Annotated in this window: 13 protein-coding genes, 19 tRNA genes and 3 rRNA genes; all 35 read right to left on the bottom strand. The window is 44.9% G+C overall.

Translation table 11 applies throughout. The annotated features are described in order from the left end of the window. Window positions 1-12: 12 nt before the first annotated feature. Window positions 13-1,332 carry a CHAP domain-containing protein gene (locus DYE66_RS01990; RefSeq protein ID WP_002996291.1) on the bottom strand — a complete coding sequence of 440 codons (1,320 nt, stop codon included), beginning with the start codon at window positions 1,330-1,332 and terminating at the stop codon, window positions 13-15. A 90-nt stretch (window positions 1,333-1,422) separates the two neighbouring features. After that, window positions 1,423-1,926, bottom strand: coding sequence for a rod shape-determining protein MreD (mreD, locus tag DYE66_RS01985; RefSeq protein ID WP_002996347.1), 504 nt, complete (start codon window positions 1,924-1,926; stop codon window positions 1,423-1,425). 1 nt (window position 1,927) lies between these two features. Next, window positions 1,928-2,758: a rod shape-determining protein MreC gene (mreC, locus tag DYE66_RS01980; protein WP_115324835.1), complete on the bottom strand. Its 831-nt coding sequence runs from the start codon at window positions 2,756-2,758 to the stop codon at window positions 1,928-1,930. A 65-nt stretch (window positions 2,759-2,823) separates the two neighbouring features. Continuing rightward, a tRNA-Ser gene (locus DYE66_RS01975) sits at window positions 2,824-2,911 on the bottom strand. A 5-nt stretch (window positions 2,912-2,916) separates the two neighbouring features. Beyond that, window positions 2,917-2,988 (bottom strand) — tRNA-Glu (locus DYE66_RS01970). Window positions 2,989-2,998: 10 nt separating this feature from the next. Next, window positions 2,999-3,072: transfer RNA gene (locus tag DYE66_RS01965), tRNA-Ile, on the bottom strand. 33 nt (window positions 3,073-3,105) lie between these two features. After that, window positions 3,106-3,176: transfer RNA gene (locus tag DYE66_RS01960), tRNA-Gly, on the bottom strand. Between the two features lie 13 nt (window positions 3,177-3,189). Beyond that, a tRNA-Phe gene (locus tag DYE66_RS01955) sits at window positions 3,190-3,262 on the bottom strand. A gap of 19 nt (window positions 3,263-3,281) precedes the next feature. Then, window positions 3,282-3,355, bottom strand: a tRNA-Met gene (locus DYE66_RS01950). A gap of 10 nt (window positions 3,356-3,365) precedes the next feature. Further along, window positions 3,366-3,455 (bottom strand) — tRNA-Ser (locus tag DYE66_RS01945). A 21-nt stretch (window positions 3,456-3,476) separates the two neighbouring features. Beyond that, window positions 3,477-3,550 (bottom strand) — tRNA-Ile (locus tag DYE66_RS01940). A 20-nt stretch (window positions 3,551-3,570) separates the two neighbouring features. Beyond that, window positions 3,571-3,644, bottom strand: a tRNA-Met gene (locus DYE66_RS01935). A 5-nt stretch (window positions 3,645-3,649) separates the two neighbouring features. Then, a tRNA-Pro gene (locus DYE66_RS01930) sits at window positions 3,650-3,723 on the bottom strand. 4 nt (window positions 3,724-3,727) lie between these two features. Further along, window positions 3,728-3,801 (bottom strand) — tRNA-Arg (locus DYE66_RS01925). An 11-nt stretch (window positions 3,802-3,812) separates the two neighbouring features. After that, window positions 3,813-3,898 (bottom strand) — tRNA-Leu (locus DYE66_RS01920). Between the two features lie 9 nt (window positions 3,899-3,907). After that, window positions 3,908-3,979, bottom strand: a tRNA-Gly gene (locus DYE66_RS01915). Window positions 3,980-3,982: 3 nt separating this feature from the next. Then, a tRNA-Thr gene (locus DYE66_RS01910) sits at window positions 3,983-4,055 on the bottom strand. 14 nt (window positions 4,056-4,069) lie between these two features. Further along, window positions 4,070-4,151: transfer RNA gene (locus tag DYE66_RS01905), tRNA-Leu, on the bottom strand. Between the two features lie 5 nt (window positions 4,152-4,156). Continuing rightward, a tRNA-Lys gene (locus DYE66_RS01900) sits at window positions 4,157-4,229 on the bottom strand. Window positions 4,230-4,240: 11 nt separating this feature from the next. Further along, window positions 4,241-4,313 (bottom strand) — tRNA-Asp (locus tag DYE66_RS01895). A 23-nt stretch (window positions 4,314-4,336) separates the two neighbouring features. Further along, window positions 4,337-4,409 (bottom strand) — tRNA-Val (locus DYE66_RS01890). A gap of 102 nt (window positions 4,410-4,511) precedes the next feature. Next, window positions 4,512-4,627 (bottom strand): 5S ribosomal RNA (rrf, locus tag DYE66_RS01885). A 156-nt stretch (window positions 4,628-4,783) separates the two neighbouring features. Further along, window positions 4,784-7,684 (bottom strand): 23S ribosomal RNA (locus DYE66_RS01880). A 265-nt stretch (window positions 7,685-7,949) separates the two neighbouring features. Then, window positions 7,950-8,022, bottom strand: a tRNA-Ala gene (locus DYE66_RS01875). Window positions 8,023-8,226: 204 nt separating this feature from the next. Next, window positions 8,227-9,783 (bottom strand): 16S ribosomal RNA (locus DYE66_RS01870). The 16S, 23S and 5S rRNA genes sit together here with 19 tRNA genes alongside, the layout of an rRNA operon. A 354-nt stretch (window positions 9,784-10,137) precedes the next feature. Next, window positions 10,138-11,535 carry an amino acid permease gene (locus DYE66_RS01865; RefSeq protein ID WP_002999671.1) on the bottom strand — a complete coding sequence of 466 codons (1,398 nt, stop codon included), beginning with the start codon at window positions 11,533-11,535 and terminating at the stop codon, window positions 10,138-10,140. Between the two features lie 393 nt (window positions 11,536-11,928). After that, window positions 11,929-13,929 (bottom strand): ATP-dependent zinc metalloprotease FtsH, encoded by a 2,001-nt coding sequence (gene ftsH / locus DYE66_RS01860; RefSeq protein WP_002999512.1) that lies wholly within the window; start codon window positions 13,927-13,929, stop codon window positions 11,929-11,931. An 18-nt stretch (window positions 13,930-13,947) separates the two neighbouring features. Then, window positions 13,948-14,499 (bottom strand): hypoxanthine phosphoribosyltransferase, encoded by a 552-nt coding sequence (gene hpt, locus DYE66_RS01855; RefSeq protein ID WP_002999633.1) that lies wholly within the window; start codon window positions 14,497-14,499, stop codon window positions 13,948-13,950. After that, window positions 14,496-15,764: a tRNA lysidine(34) synthetase TilS gene (gene tilS / locus DYE66_RS01850; RefSeq protein ID WP_044123915.1), complete on the bottom strand. Its 1,269-nt coding sequence runs from the start codon at window positions 15,762-15,764 to the stop codon at window positions 14,496-14,498. Before tilS ends, hpt begins: the two co-directional genes overlap by 4 nt. Next, window positions 15,761-17,059: a serine hydrolase gene (locus tag DYE66_RS01845; protein ID WP_002999536.1), complete on the bottom strand. Its 1,299-nt coding sequence runs from the start codon at window positions 17,057-17,059 to the stop codon at window positions 15,761-15,763. Before DYE66_RS01845 ends, tilS begins: the two co-directional genes overlap by 4 nt. Continuing rightward, window positions 17,049-17,162, bottom strand: coding sequence for an SP_0009 family protein (locus DYE66_RS01840; protein WP_002999558.1), 114 nt, complete (start codon window positions 17,160-17,162; stop codon window positions 17,049-17,051). Before DYE66_RS01840 ends, DYE66_RS01845 begins: the two co-directional genes overlap by 11 nt. 2 nt (window positions 17,163-17,164) lie before the next feature. After that, window positions 17,165-17,539 carry an FtsB family cell division protein gene (locus tag DYE66_RS01835; RefSeq protein ID WP_002999731.1) on the bottom strand — a complete coding sequence of 125 codons (375 nt, stop codon included), beginning with the start codon at window positions 17,537-17,539 and terminating at the stop codon, window positions 17,165-17,167. Continuing rightward, window positions 17,526-17,798: an RNA-binding S4 domain-containing protein gene (locus DYE66_RS01830; protein WP_002999532.1), complete on the bottom strand. Its 273-nt coding sequence runs from the start codon at window positions 17,796-17,798 to the stop codon at window positions 17,526-17,528. The genes DYE66_RS01835 and DYE66_RS01830 overlap by 14 nt, the downstream gene beginning before the upstream one ends. Before the next feature lie 82 nt (window positions 17,799-17,880). After that, entirely contained in the window at window positions 17,881-21,390 is a 3,510-nt protein-coding gene (gene mfd / locus DYE66_RS01825; RefSeq protein ID WP_115324833.1) for a transcription-repair coupling factor, read from the bottom strand. Further along, window positions 21,383-21,952 (bottom strand): aminoacyl-tRNA hydrolase, encoded by a 570-nt coding sequence (gene pth, locus DYE66_RS01820; RefSeq protein ID WP_002999472.1) that lies wholly within the window; start codon window positions 21,950-21,952, stop codon window positions 21,383-21,385. The genes mfd and pth overlap by 8 nt, the downstream gene beginning before the upstream one ends. Between the last annotated feature and the right edge of the window lie 52 nt (window positions 21,953-22,004).

Below are 22,004 nucleotides of genomic sequence, written 5' to 3'. Positions count from 1 at the left end.
AGAATTATTTCATTATTGATAGATGAAGTAGTGTTCACCTGAAGCGTTAATATCAAAGCTTCCACGATAGTCACCAATTGATTGGTTACCAGCATAATTAGCTTCATTAACAGTAACAGTAGAACCATTTACAGATGTTACATAGGCAACGTGACCGTAGCCACCACCATCATTTGGCCAAACAACAACCGAACCAACTTGTGGAGTTGAACCAGTTGTGTGACCAGCAGCTACTGCGCTAGAACCCCATTGGTTTGCATTACCCCAGTAGTTACCAACCCAAGATGCCAATGATTTAACACCCCAAGTACATTGTCCAGCTGGATAAGTGTTTGTGTTGTCAACTGGTGCTGCTGCAGCTGGAGCTGGAGCTGGTTGTGATTCTTGGTTATCACTTGAATTATCAGCCGCAGGTGCTGGTTGAGCATCTTGCTGTTGACCTTGATCTTGGTTTTGGTCCTGTGCAGGTGCTTCTGAAGTTTCAGTAGTTGGTGCATCACTCGCAGCTTCTGAAGCAGATGTTTCAGCTGAAGCTGATTGATTATCAGCAGGCTGTTGATCTTGTTGACTTGCCGCTTCTGATTGTGCAGCTGCTTGAGAAGCCGCTACAGCTTCAGATTCAGAACTTGCTGCTGAAGCAGATGCTGCTGCACTTGCTGCCTGAGCCTCTGCAGTAGACTTAGCCATAACAAGAGCTTGCTTATTGGCTTGTGCAGTTGCAATTTCAGCTGAAATTGCTTGTTGAGCAGAATCAATAGCTGCTTGTTGTTGAGCAAGAGCAGATTGGTTAGCTTGAATAGCTACTTGGTTAGCTGCTACTTGATCCATTGCTGCTTGATTTTCTGCTTGTTTTGCTTCAAGAGCTGCTTGGTCTGCTTGTTGTTGAGCCAATTGACTTTGGCTGGCTGAAACAACTTCGTGTACGGCAACAATACGGCTAATTGCATCAGAAATTGATTTTGAATTCAAAATCGTATTGATGTAGCTAGTTGCTGTGTTATTCTTCTGTGCGTTTTGAGCTTGAGCTTGGATAGAAGCATTTCGAGCAACAATCTTAGCTGACAACTCTTGAATTTCACCTGCAAGAGTATTTGATTGAGCTTGAAGTTGAGTATTTTGTGCTTCAAGGTCAGCACTTTGTCCCGCAAGTACAGCTGATTGGTTTTGAATAATTGCTGATTGAGCTTGCGCTGCTTGTGATTGGGCAGACAAATTACTGATAACAGAATCTTGGTTAGCAATTGCTGTATCATAATCGTCGGCTTTTACAGTAGTCGTCGCTGCAAGAGCAACACCACTAAGCAATACTGTTGATAAAATACGTTTTTTCATGTTAATTAAACTACTCCCATATTGATAAGACCTTTATATTATATCAGAAAGCATCCGTCTTAGTGTTACGTAATTGTTACAGTTGTGTGATTATTTAGAGCCGATTTTATGCACTATTTTATCTAAGATAATAAATAAAACTGTATTGAACAGTAAGGTAATTACCAACTGATAAGTCACAAAAGAAAGAGGATTATAGGTTGTTAAATAGAATAAATAGGCTAAACCATAGGCGCCAACCTCGTAGACAAAGAGTAAGACAAAAAAGCTTAGAAAACTTCTGATTGGCGTGACAAAGAATCTTCTCCCCCGTTTAATTAAATAGACAAAGAGAGGAAGCATAAAGAAGGCAATTCCAATAAAATTCAGATAGTAGCTATCATATATCAGCCCTAGAATAAGGGCCAAGAGATAAGTGAAGAAGTCTGTGTCTAAAAATCTGAGAAGTAAAAAGGAGAAGATCAAAAGAAGGTGAACCTGTAGAAAAAGATTCCGCCCTGTTAGAGTCGTTAGTAAATCTGACAGTTGACCATCAATCAAAAGGACAACAAAGCCCAAAAGTGTAATAAATAATTTGTTTCTTAACAACTTCATTTTAACTTCCAATCAAGGTTACATAACTGATATTATCCAGGTCTGCTGTCGGAGTCACATAAACCTTGCGTTTTCCCAGTTCCTTAGCATCATTGACCGAGGAAACCCTCCCAACACTGATACCAGCGATACTCTTTCCATCTAAACCACTGGTTACGACACTATCATCCTTCTTCAGCTCCTTATCAGCATTCAACTCTTCAATGACAAGAAGATTCTTTTTAGCATTGTAGCCCGTCAAAATGCCGTAGACATCCCCAGAATAACCCGCGATTTTAACAGGAATCTCGTAAGTCCCTTCTGAGTTGGAAACCAATTTTATGGTCGCATTGGACTTGGATAAATCAGAAACCCTTCCAACCAAGCCTCCGTCAGAGACAGCCAACATGCTAGCGGTCGCACCGTCATTTTCGCCTACATTAAGTGAAAGACTTTCATACCAAGATAGGGTGGAACGAACGGTCACCTTACTGGTGATTGTTTTATAGTTTGAAAAAGTCTGCTCAATTTCTAAAGCCTTGGACAAACTTGAATTTTCCTCTTTTAGCGTATTCAAATCAGAAGACTGGTCACGCATTTTAGCTAGGTTCTTCTTTAAACTCTCATTCTCGCTATAAGTCTCGTACAAATCAACTAGGTCATTTTTAGCTGTTTCTACAAATTGGAATGGATAAGAAAAGATACCATCAACCTTTGAGGTAAGTCCGCTAATTGGTGTTGTTATGGTCCGAACCAGACTATTATTTCGAAAGATAAAAAAAAGAAGTACTAAAAAAATTAAAAGACTTGTCACAGTTAGGGTAAGTACACGGGAAAATCTAATTTTTTTCATAAGGGACCTCTTTTTTAAGATAAACAAAACGAGATATCTTTCGATAACTCGTTACTTCACTAATACGGAGAATGGGGGATTCGAACCCCCGCGCCGGTTTCCCGACCTAACGATTTAGCAAACCGTCCTCTTCAGCCTCTTGAGTAATTCTCCAACAATAGTCCGTACGGGATTCGAACCCGTGTTACCGCCGTGAAAAGGCGGTGTCTTAACCCCTTGACCAACGGACCTTGTTGTTAATGGGCACAAGTGGACTCGAACCACCGACCTCACGCTTATCAGGCGTGCGCTCTAACCAGCTGAGCTATGCGCCCAAACTCTTGTTTGGTTTATAATTTTCATTATAAAGCGGGTGACGAGAATCGAACTCGCGACAACAGCTTGGAAGGCTGTAGTTTTACCACTAAACTACACCCGCTAATTATTAGAAATGGCGCGAGACGGAATCGAACCGCCGACACATGGAGCTTCAATCCATTGCTCTACCAACTGAGCTACCGAGCCAAGAACCTCTTTATAGGTATTGCGGGAGCAGGATTTGAACCTACGACCTTCGGGTTATGAGCCCGACGAGCTACCTAACTGCTCCATCCCGCGTTAGTCTTAAAGGAGGATGTGGGATTCGAACCCACGCGTGCTTTTACACACCTGACGGTTTTCAAGACCGTTCCCTTCAGCCGGACTTGGGTAATCCTCCAATTATTAGAAGTAAACAATATGGACCTTGTAGGACTCGAACCTACGACCGCTCGGTTATGAGCCGAGTGCTCTAACCAGTTGAGCTAAAGGTCCAAAGTCATCCATATTATCAATAGCGGCGAAGGGGATCGAACCCCCGACCTCCCGGGTATGAACCGGACGCTCTAGCCAGCTGAGCTACACCGCCAAAAATCGGGAAGACAGGATTCGAACCTGCGACCCCTTGGTCCCAAACCAAGTACTCTACCAAGCTGAGCTACTTCCCGTATATGCACCCTAGAGGATTCGAACCTCTAACCGCCTGATTCGTAGTCAGGTACTCTATCCAGTTGAGCCAAGGGTGCCTATTCTATTATGCCGAGGACCGGAATCGAACCGGTACGAAGGTTACCCTTCGCAGGATTTTAAGTCCTGTGCGTCTGCCAGTTCCGCCACCCCGGCAATCCTCAAAGCGAACGACGGGATTCGAACCCGCGACCCCCACCTTGGCAAGGTGATGTTCTACCACTGAACTACGTTCGCAAATGCCGGCTACATGACTTGAACACGCGACCCTCTGATTACAAATCAGATGCTCTACCAACTGAGCTAAGCCGGCCTATCTTCTTCCTATGCGGGTTAAGGGACTTGAACCCCCACGCCGTTAAGCGCCAGATCCTAAATCTGGTGCGTCTGCCAATTCCGCCAAACCCGCATCTATGACCCGTACTGGGCTCGAACCAGTGACCCTTTGATTAAAAGTCAAATGCTCTACCAACTGAGCTAACGAGTCTCCTCTTCTAACGGTCCCGACGGGAATTGAACCCGCGATCTTCGCCGTGACAGGGCGACGTGATAACCGCTACACCACGGGACCTATTAAGTATTCCTACCTAATCATGGGAGTTAACGGGTTCGAACCGCTGACCCTCTGCTTGTAAGGCAGATGCTCTCCCAGCTGAGCTAAACTCCCATAACTCGGAGTTTGCTCACTGGGTCCCTGTCGTGCACTGGCTTCACCAGCTTCGACAAAGGCGAACTTACGTTCCCCTTAGCTGAGCTAAACTCCCTATGTGCTAAGCGACTTCCATATCTAGCAGGGGGCAACCCCCAACTACTTCAGGCGTTCTAGGGCTTAACTGCTGTGTTCGGCATGGTTACAGGTGTATCTCCTAGGCTAGCGTCACTTAACTCCTTGAGTGTACTCACTCAAAATTGAATACCTATCTATTGTACCAAGTCTCACCAAAACCTGTCAATGACTTTTGAAACCTTACTTATGAATTGTACGTCGGCACCTTCCTAATTTTCTGTTGCTTTCTTATTTGGTGCCTCTCGTAACTTATCTTGGATAAGTCCTCGAGCGATTAGTATTAGTCCGCTCCATGTGTCACCACACTTCCACTCCTAACCTATCTACCTGATCTTCTCTCAGGGCTCTTACTAACTTAACGTTATGGGAAATCTCATCTCGAGGGGGGCTTCACACTTAGATGCTTTCAGCGTTTATCCCTTCCCTACATAGCTACCCAGCGATGCCCTTGGCAGGACAACTGGTACACCAGCGGTAAGTCCACTCTGGTCCTCTCGTACTAGGAGCAGTTCCTCTCAAATTTCCTTCGCCCGCGACGGATAGGGACCGAACTGTCTCACGACGTTCTGAACCCAGCTCGCGTGCCGCTTTAATGGGCGAACAGCCCAACCCTTGGGACCGACTACAGCCCCAGGATGCGACGAGCCGACATCGAGGTGCCAAACCTCCCCGTCGATGTGAACTCTTGGGGGAGATAAGCCTGTTATCCCCAGGGTAGCTTTTATCCGTTGAGCGATGGCCCTTCCATGCGGTACCACCGGATCACTAAGCCCGACTTTCGTCCCTGCTCGAGTTGTAGCTCTCGCAGTCAAGCTCCCTTATACCTTTACACTCTGCGATTGATTTCCAACCAATCTGAGGGAACCTTTGGGCGCCTCCGTTACCTTTTAGGAGGCGACCGCCCCAGTCAAACTGCCCGTCAGACACTGTCTCCCTAGACGTTTAGCCTAGTGGGTTAGAGTAGCCATAACACAAGGGTAGTATCCCAACAGCGCCTCATTCGAAACTAGCGTCCCGAACTCAATGGCTCCTACCTATCCTGTACATGTGGTACAGATACTCAATATCAAACTGCAGTAAAGCTCCATGGGGTCTTTCCGTCCTGTCGCGGGTAACCTGCATCTTCACAGGTACTAAAATTTCACCGAGTCTCTCGTTGAGACAGTGCCCAAATCATTACGCCTTTCGTGCGGGTCGGAACTTACCCGACAAGGAATTTCGCTACCTTAGGACCGTTATAGTTACGGCCGCCGTTTACTGGGGCTTCAATTCATACCTTCGCGTTACCGCTAAGCACTCCTCTTAACCTTCCAGCACCGGGCAGGCGTCACCCCCTATACGTCATCTTACGATTTCGCAGAGAGCTGTGTTTTTGATAAACAGTTGCTTGGGCCTATTCACTGCGGCTGACTGAAAGTCAGCGCCCCTTCTCCCGAAGTTACGGGGCCATTTTGCCGAGTTCCTTAACGAGAGTTCTCTCGCTCACCTGAGGCTACTCGCCTCGACTACCTGTGTCGGTTTGCGGTACGGGTAGAGTATAGATTAACGCTAGAAGCTTTTCTTGGCAGCGTGACATCACTCACTTCGCTACTAAACTTCGCTCCCCTTCACAGCCTGGCGTTACAGGTATAAGCATTTGACTCATACCACGCCTCACTGCTTGGCCAGACACTTCCATTCGTCTGGTTGAGTTAGCCTTCTGCGTCCCTCCTTCACTCTATACTCTAGTACAGGACTATCAACCTGTTGCCCATCGGATACACCTGTCGGTCTCTCCTTAGGTCCCGACTAACCCAGGGCGGACGAGCCTTCCCCTGGAAACCTTAGTCTTACGGTGGACAGGATTCTCACCTGTCTTGCGCTACTCATACCGGCATTCTCACTTCTATGCACTCCAGCACTCCTCACGGTATACCTTCTGCGTACATAGAACGCTCTCCTACCATCCCCTAAAGGATCCACAGCTTCGGTAAATTGTTTTAGCCCCGGTACATTTTCGGCGCAGGGTCACTCGACTAGTGAGCTATTACGCACTCTTTGAATGAATAGCTGCTTCTAAGCTAACATCCTAGTTGTCTGTGCAACCCCACATCCTTTTCCACTTAACAATTATTTGGGGACCTTAGCTGGTGGTCTGGGCTGTTTCCCTTTCGACTACGGATCTTAGCACTCGCAGTCTGACTGCCGACCATGATTACTTGGCATTCGGAGTTTATCTGAGTTTGGTAATCCGGGATGGACCCCTTACCCAAACAGTGCTCTACCTCCAATAATCTAAATGTCGACGCTAGCCCTAAAGCTATTTCGGAGAGAACCAGCTATCTCCAAGTTCGTTTGGAATTTCTCCGCTACCCACAAGTCATCCAAGCACTTTTCAACGTACTCTGGTGCGGGCCTCCAGTGAGTCTTACCTCACCTTCACCCTGCTCATGGGTAGGTCACATGGTTTCGGGTCTACGTCAATGTACTATTCCGCCCTATTCAGACTCGGTTTCCCTACGGCTCCGTCTCTTCAACTTAACCTCGCACATTAACGTAACTCGCCGGTTCATTCTACAAAAGGCACGCTCTCACCCATTAACGGGCTCGAACTTCTTGTAGGCACACGGTTTCAGGTTCTTTTTCACTCCCCTTCCGGGGTGCTTTTCACCTTTCCCTCACGGTACTGGTTCACTATCGGTCACTAGGGAGTATTTAGGGTTGGGAGATGGGCCTCCCAGCTTCCGACGAGATTCCTCGTGTCTCGCCGTACTCAGGATCCTGCTAGGTATATAGACTATTTCGAATACGAGGCTCTTACTCTCTTTGGCTGTCCTTCCCAGAACATTCTTCTATAATCTATACGTCCACTGCGCAGTCCTACAACCCCGAAGTGTAAACACTTCGGTTTGCCCTCCTGCCTCTTCGCTCGCCGCTACTAAGGCAATCGCTTTTGCTTTCTCTTCCTGCAGCTACTTAGATGTTTCAGTTCACTGCGTCTTCCTTCTCATGACCTTAACAGTCATGGATGACAACCATTAGTTGTCGGGTTCCCCCATTCGGACATCTCTGGATCACAGCTTACTTACAGCTCCCCAAAGCATTTCGTCGTTCGTCACGTCCTTCTTCGGCTCCTAGTGCCAAGGCATCCACCGTGCGCCCTTATTAACTTAACCTTATTTCTCTTTGGTCTCTTTAAAATATAACAGCGTTTCGGTTTATTTTCTTGTTACTATTTGATAGATATTCAATTTTCAATGAACAATTGGCAACTTCGTTGCCTCTTAGGATAAGGGGTCACTGCTCTTTGAGAATAGTTGAACTCCGGACTAACTTCTTAGGAAAAAAGAGAAACTTCCTCGTGTCCTTAAGGACACTGGCGTCAGTTTCCTATTTTTCTACAGAAGTTTTCGCTAAAGCGAATCGTCCTCCGTATCCTAATGGAGCCTAGCGGGATCGAACCGCTGACCTCCTGCGTGCAAAGCAGGCGCTCTCCCAGCTGAGCTAAGGCCCCACAAAACCTCTGAAAACTAAATAGCGTCCCCAAAACGTGCTTCCGGTACTAAGCTTCAGGTACTTCTATTAACCACTTTGGCTAAATTGTACTCGGGCTAAAAGCTTGTGATTTAGATGACTGCCCTAAGAAATCAGGATTTCTTGGTCAGTCCCTAAAATCAAGTCGCTTTTTAGCGCCCTCTGTTACTTAGTTTATCCTTAGAAAGGAGGTGATCCAGCCGCACCTTCCGATACGGCTACCTTGTTACGACTTCACCCCAATCATCTGTCCCACCTTAGGCGGCTGGCTCCTATAAGGTTACCTCACCGACTTTGGGTGTTACAAACTCTCGTGGTGTGACGGGCGGTGTGTACAAGGCCCGGGAACGTATTCACCGCGGCGTGCTGATCCGCGATTACTAGCGATTCCGACTTCATGTAGGCGAGTTGCAGCCTACAATCCGAACTGAGATTGGCTTTCAGAGATTAGCTTGCCGTCACCGGCTTGCGACTCGTTGTACCAACCATTGTAGCACGTGTGTAGCCCAGGTCATAAGGGGCATGATGATTTGACGTCATCCCCACCTTCCTCCGGTTTATTACCGGCAGTCTCGCTAGAGTGCCCAACTCAATGATGGCAACTAACAATAAGGGTTGCGCTCGTTGCGGGACTTAACCCAACATCTCACGACACGAGCTGACGACAACCATGCACCACCTGTCTCCGATGTTCCGAAGAAAAACTCTATCTCTAGAGCGGGCATCGGGATGTCAAGACCTGGTAAGGTTCTTCGCGTTGCTTCGAATTAAACCACATGCTCCACCGCTTGTGCGGGCCCCCGTCAATTCCTTTGAGTTTCAACCTTGCGGTCGTACTCCCCAGGCGGAGTGCTTATTGCGTTAGCTGCGGCACTAAGTCCCGGAAAGGACCTAACACCTAGCACTCATCGTTTACGGCGTGGACTACCAGGGTATCTAATCCTGTTCGCTACCCACGCTTTCGAGCCTCAGCGTCAGTGACAGACCAGAGAGCCGCTTTCGCCACCGGTGTTCCTCCATATATCTACGCATTTCACCGCTACACATGGAATTCCACTCTCCCCTTCTGCACTCAAGTCTAACAGTTTCCAAAGCATACATTGGTTGAGCCAATGCCTTTAACTTCAGACTTACTAAACCGCCTGCGCTCCCTTTACGCCCAATAAATCCGGACAACGCTCGGGACCTACGTATTACCGCGGCTGCTGGCACGTAGTTAGCCGTCCCTTTCTGGTAGCGTACCGTCACTGTGTAAACTTTCCACTCTTACACGCGTTCTTCCGCTACAACAGAGCTTTACGATCCGAAAACCTTCTTCACTCACGCGGCGTTGCTCGGTCAGACTTTCGTCCATTGCCGAAGATTCCCTACTGCTGCCTCCCGTAGGAGTCTGGGCCGTGTCTCAGTCCCAGTGTGGCCGATCACCCTCTCAGGTCGGCTATGTATCGGTGCCTTGGTAGGCCGCTACCCTACCAACTAGCTAATACAACGCAGGTCCATCTGATAGTGATACAATGGTATCTTTTAAGTCTCTAACATGTGTTAAACACTCTCATGCGGTATTAGCTATCGTTTCCAATAGTTATCCCCCGCTATCAGGCAGGTTACCTACGCGTTACTCACCCGTTCGCGACTCATTAATATCAGTGGAGCAAGCTCCGGTGATATCAATGCGTTCCACTTGCATGTATTAGGCACGCCGCCAGCGTTCGTCCTGAGCCAGGATCAAACTCTCATTTAATCTTTACTCAATCCGTCTCTGACAGATTTATGGCTTTTCTTGACAGGTTAATTCCTTAACCCGCACGTCTTGGTTGCTTCGCTATTCAGTTCTCAAAGGTCTTTCGTCCCCTCTCGAGGACAGCTTCTTTATTCTAGCAAACACCTTCACCCTTGTCAATAGGTTTGTCGGGATTTTTTTATTTTTTGAAACTTGGAGAAAATCTTAGTGGAGACTAATATTAGCATCTTTTTATCGGGCTAAGGAAAAAGCTTGTTTCTAACAAAAAAAGGACGAACAAAACTGAATTCCGAAGGTCAGAAATAGCAATTTCGTTCGTCTTTTTGATTTAAAAATTAAACTTTCAGTGCCTCGCTACTTGCTGTCAATCGTTGAATTTTTATAGCCATAAAGGATATAGATTAGGATACCGATAGCAAGCGCTACTCCAAAGGCAATCCAAGTAATGGTCATAAATTGGCTCATTAGGGAAAGACAGATAATAATTGAAGTAACCGGTAGAACTGGAACCAAAGGGGTTTTAAACTGATCCTTTTCGGGTTTTCCTTTATCCCGTCGTAGTTTAATCAGCGCTAGGGCAAGGACAATCAAATAAGCCAAGGTACAGATATTAACGAATTCAGCCAAAGTTGCCAAGGGGATAATTCCTGTAAAAATAATCGCAAATATCCCAACAACCAAGGTTGCATAGTCTGGAATCTTGGATTTTTCCGAAATATGACTCATTGATTTTGGTAAAAGGCCATCACGACTGATACTGTAGACGGTTCGTGACAGGGCGTAGGTCATCGAAATACAAACCGTTATCAAGGTTAGGATGGCTACTGTCGAAACATAATTGGCAGCCCAATTTAGACCCACATGACGCAGGGTAAATGCCACAGCATCATCTACACCCAACTTCGAATAATGAACAATGCCTGTTAAAACAAGGGTAACTAAGATGTAAACAATTGTCACCATAATCAATGATAAACTGATTCCTCTAGGAACAGTCTTATGGGGTTCCTTGGTTTCATCAACAGCCATTGATAGGGACTCAAAGCCCAGAAAGGCGAAAAACATAATCGAGGCACCAGCCATGATTCCGGTTTTTCCACCATACAATTGACCAAATCCAAAAGGCATAAAGTTAGACCAATTGTTAGTATCGATAAAGAAGAGACCAGCAATCACAAATAGGGCTAGGGCTGAAAATTTCAGAATAACTAGAAGGCTATTAAAACGCAATACGGACTTTGAATTCATCAAGACCAAAGCGGTCACAGCCAGCATAACCAATACAGGTAAGAGATCAATATAGTTACCCTTGCTAGGATTAAAGGTTCCATTTAGGGCAGTAGGCAAGGTAAAATGAAAACTATTTGCCAATAAACCTTTTAAATAGGCTCCCCAGCCTGAGGCAACACTAGAAATAGCTGTCAGAAATTCCAAAATAATCATCCAGCCAACTAACCAAGCTGGAAATTCTCCCAAGGTGGCATAGACATAGCTATAGGCACCACCATTAGCCGGCAGGCGTGAGGCAAATTCTGCGTAAAAGAGGGCTGAAATGCCAACGGCAATGGCAGCAATGACAATGGAAATCACCAAACCTGGACCACCATACTTTGCCGCACCAGTCCCAGTAATCGTGAAGATACCAGTTCCAACCATGGATCCCAAGCCGAGAAAAACTAAATCAATGGCTCGCAAGTTGCGAGCCATTTCTGTCTTAGTCTGACGTGGATCTTTTTTTCGAAAAATATTCACTTATCTCTCCTTGATTTTTATATTTTCAAGTTTATCATAGGGGTAATTGATTGTAAATACTTTCGAACTCTAAATTAAAGAATAAATATACAAATGAAATGACATGGATTTCCACCTTAAAAAGCTAAGTGGGGAAAAATTCCCGGCTGGTAATACTCAATGAAAATCGAAATTAGCCGAGGCAACGAACCGAAGACAGTACTGAAGTACGGCAAGGTGAGTTAACAACGGAAAATTTTGATTTTCGAAGAGTGTAAGAAGAAAATTATAGCAATTTCCTCTTATTCGCTATCTAGTCGGAGAAAGAAGTATGACCATCAACTAATGCTTTCTAGAGTTTTTTCAGAAAGCTGATTTGAAGCCATAAGAAAAAAGGGATGAACTCCCTTTTTCTTATGCATTATCGGAGCTGTTTTCAGATTCAGACATCTTTTCTTTTACTTCATCGTAAGAGAGGGCATGATTTTCTTTTTCTGAGTCTTCCAAGTCTTCCTCAGGCATCTTACCTGTTTCGTAGATAGACTTGATTTGAGCAGCATCCAAGGTTTCATATTTGAGTAGGGCTTCTGCAATCAATTTGTGGGTTTCACGGTTAGAATTAATCACATCAGCAGCCTTGTTACGGGCTTCGTTCAAGAGTTGACGCACTTCTTCGTCAATCAGGACAGCTGTTTGACTTGAGTAGGACTTATCGCCAGGCATCTGACCAGGGTTCATGGCATGGTTACCTTCATACTGAACAGGGCCAAGTTTGTCACTCATACCATACTCAGCTACCATTGCTCGAGCCAGAGCTGTTGCCTGTTCAAAGTCGTTGGAAGCTCCTGAAGTTTGAACATTGAAGATAATTTCTTCAGCTACACGACCACCCATGAGACCTGCTAATTGTTCTTTCAGCTCATCCTTAGACAGAAGGTTCTGATCTTCCTTAGGAAGGGAAATCATGTAACCACCGGCACGACCACGTGGGACGATGGTAACCTTGTGGACATCACGCGCACTTGAGAGGACCAAACCAACAATGGTATGACCAGCTTCGTGGAAGGCCACGATTTGCCTTTCCTTTTCCGAAACTTTCTTATCCTTCTTAGAAGGACCCGCGATGACACGGTCTTCTGCTTCGTCAATATCGCTAGCATCAATCTTGGTCTTATTGCGACGGGCGGCAACTAGGGCTGCCTCATTCAAGACATTTTCAAGGTCGGCACCGACAAAACCAGGAGTTTGTTGGGCAATGACCTTAAGATCAACATCGTCCTTAAGTGGCTTATTCTTGGAGTGAACTTTAAGGATAGCTTCACGTCCCTTGACATCTGGCCGACCAACAAGAACCTTACGGTCGAAACGACCTGGACGAAGGAGGGCTGGGTCAAGAACATCACTCCGGTTGGTTGCTGCAATAACGATGATGCTTTCATTACCTTCAAAACCATCCATTTCAACTAAGAGTTGGTTGAGAGTTTGTTCACGTTCATCATTTCCGCCACCCATTCCGGCACCACGACGACGACCAACGGCATCGATTTCGTCAATGAAAATCAAAGCACGTTCTGCTTTTTTGGCATCTTCAAAGAGGGAGCGAACCCGACTAGCACCAACACCCACAAACATTTCTACGAAGTCAGAACCTGAGATGCTAAAGAAGGGAACGCCGGCTTCACCAGCAACAGCCTTGGCTAAAAGGGTTTTACCTGTTCCGGGAGGGCCTTCAAGGAGAACACCTGTCGGAATACGGGCACCCAAGGCCCGATACTTTTTAGGATTTTTCAGGAAGTCAACAACTTCAACCAGTTCTTGCTTTTCTTCTTCTGCACCGGCAACATCTGAGAAGCGAACCTTGATGTCATCCTTGCTGGCTGCCTTGGCCTTGTTGCGACCAAAGCTCATGGCACCGCGGGCACCACCGCCACCACCTTGGCTCATCATAAAGTAGAAGAGTAGCCCCATAATGACTAAGGGGACAAAAAGGCTAAAGACATAGGACAAAATTGTCCCACTAGAGCTCTCAGGAATAACCTTTATCTTCGTTCCAGAATCATCGGCGGCCTTTTGCAACTGATCCATTGAAGAGTCACTAGGCAGAATAACCGACGTAAACTTGGTAACTTTTTCTGTACTTGTTGAATTCAGGAGATTAAAGCTGGAATTATTGGAAGCTGTCTTTTTAGCCTTGGCGTAGTCTCCCGTCACCTTAACCACACTACCACTTGGTTGATAGGTGACAGACTTAACATCTCCAGCCTTAATTTCTTTAACTAAAGTTGAATAACCAACTTCGTGCGTCTGGCCAGAATCTCCCCGCAACCAGAAGTTAGCCGCTGTTACGGCAACAACGATTAGTACGAGATAGATATAGCCATTTTTGACGAGACCATTTCTATTTTTATTATTCATGGACTAACAAATATCTTTCTAATTGCTTGTTTTATAAATTTCTTCTTTGAGCACACCGACGTAAGGAAGATTGCGATATTTTTCAGCATAATCTAGACCGAAGCCTACGACAAATTCATTGGGAACGTCATAGCAAACGTAGTCAGCATCGATATCAACAACCCGACCTTCCGGCTTATTAAAAAGCGTTGCAATCTTGACAGACTTGGCCTGACGATACTTAAACATATCGCGCAAATACAAGAGGGTACGACCAGTATCAATAATATCCTCAACGAAGATGACATCGCGCCCCTCAATATTGGTATCAACATCTTTCAGAATTTTAACTTCGCCACTGCTCTGTGTACCACCCTGATAAGAAGAAACGACCATAAAGTCGATTTCGATATGGGTATCAATATGCTTAATCAACTCTGCCATAAAAGGGACAGCACCCTTCAGAACGCCAACCAAAAGGGGATTTTTTCCCTCATAGTCCTTAGTCAACTCTTGGCCAAGTTCTTGGGTCTTTGTCACTATCTCCTCAGCAGAGTAAAGAACTTTTTCAATATCATTATCCAGGCTCATAAATCACCATTTTTTCTAGTTTTTATACACAATTTAGCTTTAATTGTAACACACTGAGGGGCTTTTCTCAAATATAAGTGTTCCCCTGCTAGGACAAAAATTATCTGACCATTTTGCTCAGCAATAATGGCTTGAGCTCTTTCCTGCGCTGGAATTTTTTGGTCGATAAAAAGACGGCGAACTTTCTTGTGAAAAGTTCCAAAATCAATGGCATCACCAGCCTTTCTAGAACGAAGGAGGATGGGATCAAGACTGGTCAAGCTTAAGCTACCTGTCTGACCGAATTCAAAGCTCCTTTGACCAATACTGACGATATTGCCATATTCTAACACTTGAGTGGGAACAGGACTATCCGTCTGAGGACTGATTTTATTCAGCCAAAATCGCTCATTATCAATATGCAAATAATAACCTGATTTCAGGTAACTATCTCCTGATTTGGCCTTTCGAATACTTTCCAATAGACTATCAAATTGAGCCCGACTTAGCGATAAATCTGGATAGGCTTCCAAATAATCTTGGAGCAAATAAACTTGGACGGCCGGACTTTGTTTGTGGAAGACTTGAAGATCTGTCCCATCTAAATTAGCCGTCAAATCTGCTAGAGCAGCAAAGAGAGTTTGGACTTCTGTCCCCAATTCTCTTATGGCTGTTGAAATTTTAGGATTTTCCTTGGCCAATTCTGGTAGATAGTGGTGACGAATGCGATTGCGCAGGTAGGCATCACTTTGATTGCTGGCATCCTCAAAGTGGAAAACCTCTGGGAGTTCTTCTTTTCTGATGTTTAGAAAAGGACGAATGATTTGACCTGGACCAAATTCTTGGACCGCCTTAATTCCAGCTAGATGCCTAAGCCGACTGCCACGTAAGATACGCATAAAGATGGTCTCAGTCTGGTCATCGGCATGATGGGCTGTGACTAAGGTTGTATAGCCCTCCTTCTCCATAACTTTCTTGAAAAAATTATAGCGAAAGTCTCTAGCACTCTTTTCAGAGAAGTTACCTGTGAAATGAGCTAAATAAAAGGGGAGACCATGGTCCTCGGCCCAGTCTCGCAGATAAGTTTCTTCAAGGTCTGACTGCTGACGTTGCTTGTGGTTGACATGAGCTAGACCAATTTCTATAGCTAGGTCCTCTTGATGTGCCTGCAAGAAAAGGAGTAAATTCATGGAATCTACTCCAGCAGAAACGGCTACTAAAACCTTGTCGTGCTTAGCAAAATAAGCTTTTTTTTGAATGTCCTCTAGAATTTTCTGCATCGTCATCTTAATATCCTATAAACATCATCAGCGACGGCTGTGATGTCATCATAGCTGGCATTTTCTGTAAAAATGGAAAGGATAAAGGGGGTATCTCCATAGACAATAGCCACATCATGACGGTAGTCGTAGGCATCACCTATCTTATGAGCTACCTTGACGGAGATATTTTTGGAAATTCTTTGATTATCATAATCCGTTGATGCTAGGTAGTTGGTAATGTCCCCATTTTGTTTGTAGATGGCTTCCATCATTTTTCCAGCGGTCTTAGCAGAAACCTTGCGTTCCTTCATATCCCACTTTTCTCCAATTGCCGACTTTATGGTCTTTTGGAAATCCTTATCATACTGGTGGGCCACATAGTAACCCAGGATATTAGTCGCCACATTATCAGAATACTGGGTTACATGACGCTCTAAATCGCTGATAGTGTAGGGTTTATTGTCAGCTGTCTTACTAAGTGTTCCGCTACCTTCTGTCTTATAGGCATCCTTAAAACTATTGACAGCTGAACTATAGGTTAGGCTTTGGGAAGCCTTTATCTTGCCCTTATTCAATTGGTCCTGAACATAGTAAAGCAGGGGCAACTTGCTGACACTAGCGGAATACATAGGCTTATCCGCATTGATTTGGGCCACCTTGCCACTGTCTAATTGCTTCACATAAATGCTGTATTTACTGCTATCAGCATATTTCTTTTTGAGGACTTCCTCAACCTTCTCAATACGGACATCCTTTAGGGTCAGGGTTTTCTCATCCAACCAACCTTGACCTTTGACATAAAAATAACGGCCGTGATGGGTTTCTGCTTGCTGGCTAATCTGAATTTTACTATAAATAGCTAAGCTTGACTTTTTAGGACTTGCCCCAGAGACATAAGGATCTTGATAGACGACAACTCTATCAGAAGTCCAATATTTTCTTGGTTTTTCAAGGGCTTCTTTTGTCAAAACCTTATCGTCATAAAAGTCTTGAAAACTGGCCTTGGCATAGGTTCCATTTCCCAACTGGAAAACTGGTGTGCCTTTTTTGTTCGTGAGAATTTTTTTGAGGCCAATTTTAGAATTGGGTTGAAGTTGACTGGCCTTTTTAGAAAGCTCCGCATCTGAATAGGTCGTGACAGACTTGTAAACATTGGGATTTTTAGGAAGCTTAGCAAAATACATGTAGGAAAAATTTTGGGTCAAGGTCTCATTTTTAGTCCGACTGGCCTTGGCCATGGGAAAGGCAATTAGAAAAATTTGCAGTAAAACCAAAAAGGCAAAGAGTTTTACCGTCTCGTTGCCTGATTTAATCCTCATGAGTCTCCTCCTCTTTTAAGGATTGATTTTTCTGATGGAGCTCCTCCAGTTTTTCATCGGAGTAGGCTAAAAATTTTTCAATTGTCTCAATCAAATTTTCCATAATTATTGGGGAACCAGCTCAGGAATGATGAAGGTCACTTCACCTGAGTTGGAATAATGATACTTGGCCCTTGCATACTTTTCAACAAATTCGTCATCCTTGAGCTGTTTAGCTAGTTGCTCTTCCTTGCTGGTCTGCGACTTGGTCTCCTTATAATTGGCCTTTAGTTTGACAATTTCTGCCTTTTTACTTTGCAAATCTCGGTAACTAGAGACTAAGTTGTAGGTCGGCAGGATAAAAAGGAGGATGACGAAGATTAAGGTCCAGCCCATAAAACGATGACGCTTACGGGCTTCCTCTTCTTCGTATCGCTTGGTTAAATTGGTTTCCTTAATATAGTCGTTATTTAACTGGACAACCTTGTCACTCTTGCTCATCTGCCTTTATCCTTTTTTCACTAAGAATTTCATACATCTTTTGGGCATCTTCCTTCTTGGTACTGTCTTTCATCTCTAACACACGCACGGTCAAGAGTTTATTGCCAAAACGAATTTCAATTTGGTCATTTAGTTTCAAGTCTGTTGAGGACTTGCCCAGGACGCCATTAATCTTGATGCGTCCCTTATCAGCCACTTCCTTGGCGACTGGGCGACGCTTGATAATTCGAGAGACCTTTAAATATTTATCTAATCGCATGCTTCCTCCAGAATTCAAGAGAGAATTTTTTGTGCTCATAATTTTACTTATTTTATCATGAATTTCTAAAAAACGCAGGACTTTAAGCCTTTTCACCAGCTTTTCGGTTCTTAATTTCTAAAAATTTTTGACCAAACTTCTGCAGTTCTTCTAAAATTTCATAATTTTTCTTTTGTCGAACGTCAAAGACTAGCTCAATTTTACCAGCTTCTTCACCAATTCGAGCCTTGAAAGTGGTTACTGACAGGGCTTCGAAATAATCCTGAGTTAAAAATAGGCTCTGACTGACCTTTTCAAAACGTACAAGAACTTCGTATCCTTTTTTCTCAATGACCTGAACAAAGACAGCATCTAGGTAAGACTTGACCAGGCCAATCTCCAGGAGATAAGCCAACTGGTCTGGATAATCGCCAAAGCGGTCAATTAGTTCAGACTGGAGATTTTCGTAGTCCTCCTGCGAGGAAATCTCCCGAATCCGCTTGTAGATTTCGATTTTTTGTCGCTCATCGCTGATGTAATCACTAGGAATGTAGGCATCAATTCCCAGATTGATTTCTGCATTGCCCTTCTGACGAGCCTGACTTTTCCCTTGTTTATGCTGAATGGCTTCCTGCAACATCTGAGAATAAAGCTCGAAACCAACTGAATCAATAAAGCCACTCTGAGAAGCTCCTAGAATATTTCCAGCTCCGCGAATAGAAAGGTCGCGCATGGCAATCTTGAAGCCAGAACCCAGCTCGGTAAAGCCCTTGATGGCATCCAGTCTTTTCTCGGAGGCCTCACTCAAAACCTTATCAGGCTGATACATGAGGTAGGCATAGGCAATCCGGTTGCTACGGCCAACCCGTCCTCGTAGTTGATAGAGGGTTGAAAGGCCCATTTGATCAGCATTTTCAACAAAGAGGGTGTTGACGTTAGGCATATCAATTCCTGTCTCAATGATGGTCGTCGCTACTAAGACATCATAGACCCCATCTAAAAAGTCAAAGAGGGTGTTTTCTAGCTGGATTTCACTCATTTGGCCGTGGACGACACCGATATTAGCTTCAGGAACCAATTCCTGCAATTCCATAGCCTTGCGGTCAATGGTCTCCACTCGATTGTAAACATAGAAAGCCTGACCGCCGCGGTCAATTTCCCGAATAATGGCTTCACGAATCATGCCAGGATTGGTTTCCAAAACATAGGTCTGAACAGGGTAACGATTGGTCGGAGGGGTTTCGATAACCGATAAATCCCGAATTCCCAACATGGACATGTGTAAGGTTCGGGGGATGGGCGTGGCCGTCAGGGTCAAAACATCAGATTTTTTCTTGAGTTCCTTGAGTTTTTCCTTGTGTTTCACCCCGAAACGTTGTTCCTCATCAATGACAATCAACCCCAAATCCAGAAATTCCACATCCTTAGAGAGCAGGCGGTGGGTCCCGATAATAATATCAATCTGCCCCTTGCTCAGAGCAGCCAGGGTGTCCGTTTGCTCCTTCTTAGTTTGGAAACGACTGAGGATGCCAACTTGGACAGCATAGTTTTCAAAGCGTTCCTTGAAATTGTTGTAGTGTTGCTGGGCCAGAACCGTCGTCGGCACTAGGACAGCAACTTGCTTGTTATCATTAACCGCCTTGAAGGCCCCCCGCATGGCTACCTCGGTCTTGCCAAAGCCGACATCGCCGACCAAGAGCCGATCCATAGGCTTGTCGGATTCCATATCAGCCTTGACTTCCTTGATGGAACGAAGCTGGTCATCGGTTTCAACATAGGCAAAGTCTTCCTCAAATTCTCTTTGGTCGTCATCGTCAGCTGAGAAGGCAAATCCCTTGAGCTGACTGCGTTCAGCATAGAGTTTCAAGAGATCGTCGGCAATATCTTCAACCTGCTTGGAAACCTTCTGCTTGGCCTTTTGGAAGCGACCGTCGTTGAGCTTGTTGATTTTTGGCTCTTTGCCATCACTGGCCGTGTATTTGGACAGCAATTCAATCTGCTCAACGGGGATGGAGATGGTGTCGCCATTCTGGTACTGAACCGTCAGATAGTCCCGATGCACGCCCTTAATTTCAATGGTCTCAATCCCCAGAAAACGCCCAATACCATGGACATTATGAACCACATAGTCACCCTTTTGCAACTCATTGTAGTCCTTAAGTCGCTCAGCATTGCTGACGTTTTGCCGACGAATCCGCCTTTTAGGGGTCTTGTGGAAAATTTCTTTTTCCGTAATCAGAACCAATTTCTGGTCGGCAAAGTAAAAGCCATTGGTCAGACTAGCTTGACTTAACTGAGCTTGCCCCTCAACGATGCCATCACTAGGGACTATGGGTAGGTTGCAAGCGTACTCTCGCAGGTCTTCTTGCAATTTTTCTAACTTAGACTGCGAGTCAGCTTGCAAGATGACGGTAGCACCCGTTTTGAGGTAGCGGTTGACTTCATCTACCAAGAGAGGAAGTTGATTGAAAAATTCCTGCATAGCATACTGGGTGAAATTATAGACCTTCTGGAAGCGAATATTACCCAATCCCTTGTGGAAATTGGAAAAGAAAGTGGCCGGTTGATAATTTCGCAAATCCTGAAAAATATCCGCAAAATAGACCTGATTGGAAACCGCCTTGGCCTGCTGCAGATTTTCAGTCAGGTAGTTGGCTATTTCCAAATTCAACTTGGCATTGCGGTCGGTCAATTTTTGAAAATCATCAAAGAAAACTGGTGTTCCTTGAGGAAGGTAATCCAAGAGACTGTAGCTCTTGTCATAAAAGTAAGACAGGAACTTTTTAAAATCCTGGTGGCGGTGGCCATCTGCCAGAGTCGTATAGAGCCCCTCCAGATAGTCCTTAAGTTGGGCATTCTGGGCACGCTCCAACTCCAGCTCCAATTCAGCTAAAGCTTTTCGACGATTCTCTTGTGTCAAGACCGCCTCGTCAACCGGACTGAGTGTGAAGCTGTCTAAGTTTTCCAGCGACTTTTGACTCTCAGGGTCAAAAATCCGCAAACCGTCAAGCTCATCCCCAAAGAATTCCAAACGGTAGGCTTGGTCTGTCCTACCATCGTAAATATCAAGAATATCCCCTCGCTGACTAAATTCCCCTGGAGAGAGAACCTGAGAAACCTTCTTATAACCAAGACTAGTCAAGGTCTTAGCCAGACTGGTCAAATCATAATCCTGACTAACTGTAAAGGACAATACAAAGCTGGCATAGTCCTTAGGATTGGGCAGGAGAACCCTAGCCCCCAAGAGACTGGTCACCAATACCCCAGACTTGGTCTCATCCAGCAGAAAATTGAGACTCTCTACTCGAGAGAGGGATTTTTCTTGAGAAGCAACGATGAACTCTGCCCCGACAATATCATCCGCAAAGAATTGATAGACTTGGTCATCACCCAAGAGTCCAACTAAGTCACCGGCTAGGTTTTCAGCCTCATTTTGACTTGCTGTCAGAATAACTAGCTTACCTTGATTAGCCAAAAAGTTTCCAGCAATAGCCAAGCTCTTGCTGGCTCCACTGAGACCCATGACCAATTGCCGCCCCAGCAAAGTCGTCTTATCCTGCCATTCTTGCAGGTGTTTATTTTGATTAAAAAGATGTAAAAGTGTCTTACCCATTGTATTTTCGCATAGTCTGTTCAAAATCGCCAGTATCTAAATAAAAGTGAACGGCAGCCGCCACTCGTTCCAGAGAGGCTAAAATGGTCGTATAATCATCCTGACCAAAGGTAGACAGGACATGGTGGACCACCGTGGTACCAGGCTTAGGTCGACCGATACCCACCTTAATCCGGTCAAATTCCTGATTGCCAATATGCTTGATGATGGACTTGATGCCATTGTGACCACCAGCCGAACCCTTTTGTCGAAAACGAATTTTCCCAACCGCCATATCCAGGTCATCGTAGATAACCAGCAGGTCTTCAGTAGCAATATTAAAGTAAGTCAAAAGAGCCTGGACAGACTGCCCGCTCTCATTCATAAAGGTCAGAGGCTTAACAAAATAGACCTTTTCACCATTAAGAAAGGTTGAACCGACCAAGGCCTTAAAATTTTTATCCTCGGTAAAGGTCACATCCAGATTCTTAGTGATCTCATCGATGGTCATAAAGCCGATATTATGCTTGGTTTTATCATATTTAACGCCTGGATTTCCCAGACCAACAATCAATTTTGTCATTTTCTACTTCCTATTTTAGAAAGACCAAAAGGACTGGAATAAGGTTCCAGCC

It is taken from the genome of Streptococcus downei MFe28 (assembly GCF_900459175.1).
Lineage (GTDB): Bacteria > Bacillota > Bacilli > Lactobacillales > Streptococcaceae > Streptococcus > Streptococcus downei.
The sequence above is the reverse complement of the archived record's forward strand: the minus strand, read 5'-3'. Positions and strand labels throughout refer to the sequence as shown.

Coding starts and splice junctions, on each gene's coding strand:
- DYE66_RS01990 (WP_002996291.1), bottom strand. CDS start 1,332: ATGAAAAAACGTATTTTATCAACAGTATTGCTTAGTGGTGTTGCTCTT.
- mreD (WP_002996347.1), bottom strand. CDS start 1,926: ATGAAGTTGTTAAGAAACAAATTATTTATTACACTTTTGGGCTTTGTT.
- mreC (WP_115324835.1), bottom strand. CDS start 2,758: ATGAAAAAAATTAGATTTTCCCGTGTACTTACCCTAACTGTGACAAGT.
- ftsH (WP_002999512.1), bottom strand. CDS start 13,929: ATGAATAATAAAAATAGAAATGGTCTCGTCAAAAATGGCTATATCTAT.
- hpt (WP_002999633.1), bottom strand. CDS start 14,499: ATGAGCCTGGATAATGATATTGAAAAAGTTCTTTACTCTGCTGAGGAG.
- tilS (WP_044123915.1), bottom strand. CDS start 15,764: ATGACGATGCAGAAAATTCTAGAGGACATTCAAAAAAAAGCTTATTTT.
- DYE66_RS01845 (WP_002999536.1), bottom strand. CDS start 17,059: ATGAGGATTAAATCAGGCAACGAGACGGTAAAACTCTTTGCCTTTTTG.
- DYE66_RS01840 (WP_002999558.1), bottom strand. CDS start 17,162: ATGGAAAATTTGATTGAGACAATTGAAAAATTTTTAGCCTACTCCGAT.
- DYE66_RS01835 (WP_002999731.1), bottom strand. CDS start 17,539: ATGAGCAAGAGTGACAAGGTTGTCCAGTTAAATAACGACTATATTAAG.
- DYE66_RS01830 (WP_002999532.1), bottom strand. CDS start 17,798: ATGCGATTAGATAAATATTTAAAGGTCTCTCGAATTATCAAGCGTCGC.
- mfd (WP_115324833.1), bottom strand. CDS start 21,390: ATGGGTAAGACACTTTTACATCTTTTTAATCAAAATAAACACCTGCAA.
- pth (WP_002999472.1), bottom strand. CDS start 21,952: ATGACAAAATTGATTGTTGGTCTGGGAAATCCAGGCGTTAAATATGAT.